Source organism: Mycobacterium sp., assembly GCF_036488105.1.
In the GTDB taxonomy this organism is placed as follows: domain Bacteria; phylum Actinomycetota; class Actinomycetes; order Mycobacteriales; family Mycobacteriaceae; genus Mycobacterium.
The window spans coordinates 1-3,538 of sequence record NZ_DASXHW010000528.1 but is presented as its reverse complement, the minus strand read 5'-3'; the positions used below and the strand labels follow the sequence as shown (position 1 = coordinate 3,538).

The 3,538-nt window shown below is 67.4% G+C and carries 5 protein-coding genes; 2 read left to right on the top strand and 3 right to left on the bottom strand.

Translation table 11 applies throughout. From position 1 onward, the window contains the following. Positions 1 to 212 (top strand): asparagine synthase-related protein (locus tag VGH54_RS27885; RefSeq protein WP_331515375.1); only part of this gene is annotated, 212 nt, incomplete at its 5' end. 104 nt (positions 213 to 316) lie between these two features. Here VGH54_RS27885 and VGH54_RS27880 read toward each other — a convergent pair. Continuing rightward, positions 317 to 1,294, bottom strand: coding sequence for a carbohydrate kinase family protein (locus VGH54_RS27880; protein WP_331515374.1), 978 nt, complete (start codon positions 1,292 to 1,294; stop codon positions 317 to 319). A gap of 163 nt (positions 1,295 to 1,457) precedes the next feature. On the opposite strand from VGH54_RS27880, the gene VGH54_RS27875 reads away from it, so the two are divergent. Beyond that, the gene (locus VGH54_RS27875) at positions 1,458 to 2,102 is read left to right on the top strand and encodes a hypothetical protein (protein ID WP_331515373.1); all 645 of its coding nucleotides are present in this window, start codon (positions 1,458 to 1,460) and stop codon (positions 2,100 to 2,102) included. A 16-nt stretch (positions 2,103 to 2,118) separates the two neighbouring features. Here the strand turns inward: VGH54_RS27875 and VGH54_RS27870 are convergent, their stop codons facing one another. Further along, positions 2,119 to 2,478 (bottom strand): iron-sulfur cluster assembly accessory protein, encoded by a 360-nt coding sequence (locus tag VGH54_RS27870; protein WP_331515372.1) that lies wholly within the window; start codon positions 2,476 to 2,478, stop codon positions 2,119 to 2,121. Positions 2,479 to 2,539: 61 nt separating this feature from the next. Continuing rightward, positions 2,540 to 3,538, bottom strand: a 999-nt coding sequence (locus VGH54_RS27865; protein ID WP_331515371.1) for a glycerate kinase, incomplete at its 5' end; no start/stop codon positions are given.

The following is a 3,538-nucleotide window of genomic DNA, read 5'->3' as shown; positions in this document are numbered from 1 at the left end:
AGTGGGCGCATGAAATCGTGAACGCGTCGGCCACCGACAACCTGATCGACGCGTCGGCTGTTCGCCGAATGCTAGACGAACACCGTTGCGGCACAGCCGATCACAGCCGTCGACTATGGACGGTGTTGATTTTCATGCTGTGGCACGCGATCTTCGTCGAGCACAGTGTGGTGCCGCAGATCAGCGAGCCGCAATATCCCGTGCAGCTTTAGGCGCCGTCACTTCCCGCCGAGATTTAACTCACTGCGGCAGACGCCGGCGTGTCGTCGCAACTGGTTAAGTGTCGCGGCCGGATAGGCCGTAACGCCGCCGGCGACTAGGCCAGTACGGTGGCGATTTCGGCGGCAGCGTCGTCGCCATAGGCGCCGGCCAGCCGGGTCTTGGCGGCCGCGGCGTCCCACGTCCACTCCTGGGTACCGGTCGACTCCAGCACCAGCACCGCGACCAGGGAGCCAAGTTGCGCCGAGCGCTCCAGGCTGAGCCCGCCGCTGCGTCCGGTCAGGAAGCCGGCGCGGAAGGCGTCACCCACGCCAGTGGGGTCGGTGAGGCTGGTCTCCGGCACCACGCCGACGTGCGCGGTGCTGCCGTCGCGGTCGACGATATCGACGCCCTTGGCTCCCAGCGTGGTGACCCGCAGGCCGACCTTGCCCATCACGTCGGCTTCTGACCAGCCGGTCTTCGACTGCAACAACTCCCACTCGTAGTCGTTGGTGAACAGGTACTCCGCGCCGTCGACGAGCTTGTCGATCTCCTCGCCGGACAGCCGGGGCAACTGCTGCGACGGGTCGGCGGCGAAGGCCAGGCCGAGCTTGCGGCACTCCTCGGTGTGCACCACCATCGCGTCGGGGTCATTGGCCCCGATGATCACCAGATCGGGCTTGCCGATCGACGACACGAGGTCCGCGAGCTTGATGTTGCGGGCCTCGGACATCGCGCCGGGGTAGAACGACGCGATCTGGGCCATGTCCTCATCGGTGGTGCAGACGAAACGCGCGGTGTGCGCGGATTTCGAGATCAGCACATGGTCGGTGTTGACGCCGTGCGATTGCAGCCATTTGCCGTAGTCCCCGACGAAGTCGTCACCGGCGGCACCCACCAACGCCACGTCGCCGCCGAGCACTCCGATGGCAAAGGCGATGTTTCCGCCCACTCCGCCGCGGTGGATCACCAGGTCGTCGACCAGGAAGCTCAGCGATACCTTCTGCAGGTGTTCGGCCAGCAGGTGTTCGGAGAATCGACCCGGAAACCGCATCAGATTGTCAGTGGCGATAGAACCGGTTACCGCAATCGTCACGAAAATTCCACCCCTTCAATTCCAAAGTTCGGCTAGCTAAGCGTACCGGTGGTCGTGGTCGGCTTCGCATCGTGGGCCGACGCCCGCTAGCCTCCGTAGCAGAACCTAGCGGCGGCCTGACTCGCCCAAGGTCGTGCGAGCTTGCTACCGAGGAGATCCATATATGCCCGGTCCGTTTTCGTCGGACCATCGTTTGGGCGCCGACGGACTACCGTTCTCCGACACCCATCCCAGCGAACCCATCCCGACGCCGCCGGCCTACCCGCCGCCGGTCGCGGCCTATCCGGGGCCGTTGCCGCCACCGATGCCCTTTCCGAACCCGCCCCGCCGTCGGCGCTTGTTCATCGCCGCCGCGGTGGCACTGCTGGTCGTCGCCGGGGTGGCAGCCGCCATCGTGTACGGGTCGCACGGCGCTCCCAAAGCCGCGCCCGGCGCATTCTCCGACGCCACAGCCACGGCGGCGATTCAGAATTACCTGAACGCCCTCGAGCACCGCGACACCGAGACCATCGCCCGCAACTCGCTGTGCGGTATCTACGACGCGGTGCGCGACCGGCGATCCGACCAGGCGCTGGCCAGACTCAGCAGCGACGCGTTTCGCAAGCAGTTCTCCGAAGCGCAGGTGACCTCGGTCGACAAGATCGTGTACTGGTCGGACTACCAAGCCCAGGTGTTGTTCAGCATGCGGGTCCAGCCGTCCACCGGCGGCAGCACGCGCAGCCAGGTTCAGGGCATCGCGCAGCTACTGAGCCAGCACAACCAGATTCTGGTGTGCTCGTATGTGCAGCGAACCGCAGGCGAGTACTAGCGGCGCCGATCGAGCGTCAGTTGAAGGAGTCGCCGCAGGCGCAAGAGCCGGTGGCGTTCGGGTTGTCGATGGTGAAACCCTGCTTCTCGATGGTGTCGACGAAGTCGATGGAAGCGCCCTGCACGTACGGCGCGCTCATCCGGTCGACGGTCAACGTCACGCCGCCGAAGTCGACGGTGAGGTCGCCATCGAGCGCGCGGTCGTCGAAGAACAGGTTGTAGCGCAGACCGGCGCATCCCCCGGGCTGGACGGCGATCCGCAGCGACAGGTCGTCACGTCCCTCCTGGTCCAGCAGTGATTTGGCCTTGGCTGCCGCGGCGTCGGTCAGGGTCACGCCGTGAGTTGTGGCGGTGGTCGACTCGTCCTGAACAGTCATTGCTTCTCCCTGTAAGTACTGGTGTCCGGATGGGGTCGTTTGGGCGACACAACCCATCCCCTCAAAGGTACCTTGTTGCGCCGCTATTCCCGAGTCGCACCGCGACCTGCGAGGCCAGCCCCGTCAGCTGGTGGGCGGCATCAGCCAGCGCCAGCCGCACCGAACCCGCGTAGTCGGAGACCGCACAGGCCGCCAGGATGCCCGCCGAGTGAACGGCCGGCTCGTCCAGAGTCACCTGGCCGGCCAGCACCACCACCGGTACCTGTGCCGATCGCGCCGCCGCGGCCAGCGCGCCGACCACCTTGCCGCGCAGGGACTGGTCGTCGAATTTGCCCTCACCGGTGATCACCAGATCGACGACGGCCAGGTCACCGGCCAAATCGGTGTGCTCGGCGATGATCGACGCCCCCGACTCGCATCGGCCGCCCAGCGCGAGCAGCGCCGCACCGATCCCGCCGGCGGCCCCGGCGCCCGATTCGGCGCTGACCGGCCGTCCGGCGGCGGCGTCCAATTCACCGGCCCACCGTGCGAGACGCTCTTCGAGCGCCGCCACGGTATCCGGATCGGCACCCTTCTGCGGTCCGAACACCCGGGCCGCTCCCCACGGGCCCAGCAGCGGGTGTTCGACGTCACAGGCAGCAATCAGCTCGACCCCCGCAAGCCGTCGCCGCGCGGTGTCCAGGCCGCCGAGCTCCTCGATCAGCCCGCGACCCCCGTCGGTACTCGCGCTGCCACCAAGTCCGACGACGACGCGGGCCGCGCCCGCATCCAGCGCCGCAACGATCAACCGGCCAACTCCCGTACTGTGCGCCGCGAACGCAGTTGCAGGTGTCGGCGGGCCGCCGAGCAGGCCCAATCCACACGCCTGCGCGCATTCCAGGTATGCGGTCGCCGACGACGGATCCAGCACCCACTCGGCCCGCACGTCCTCGGACAGCGGACCACACACTTGCAGAACCCGCCGCTCCCCTACCCGGCTCGCCAGCACGTCGACGAATCCCGGGCCGCCGTCGGACTGCGGGGCGACGATCAGGTGATCGTCGGGGCGCACCCGGTTCCA

Bases quoted from the DNA above. Each gene is read 5' to 3' on its own strand.
- VGH54_RS27875 (WP_331515373.1), top strand. From the start codon at position 1,458: ATGCCCGGTCCGTTTTCGTCGGACCATCGTTTGGGCGCCGACGGACTA.
- VGH54_RS27870 (WP_331515372.1), bottom strand. From the start codon at position 2,478: ATGACTGTTCAGGACGAGTCGACCACCGCCACAACTCACGGCGTGACC.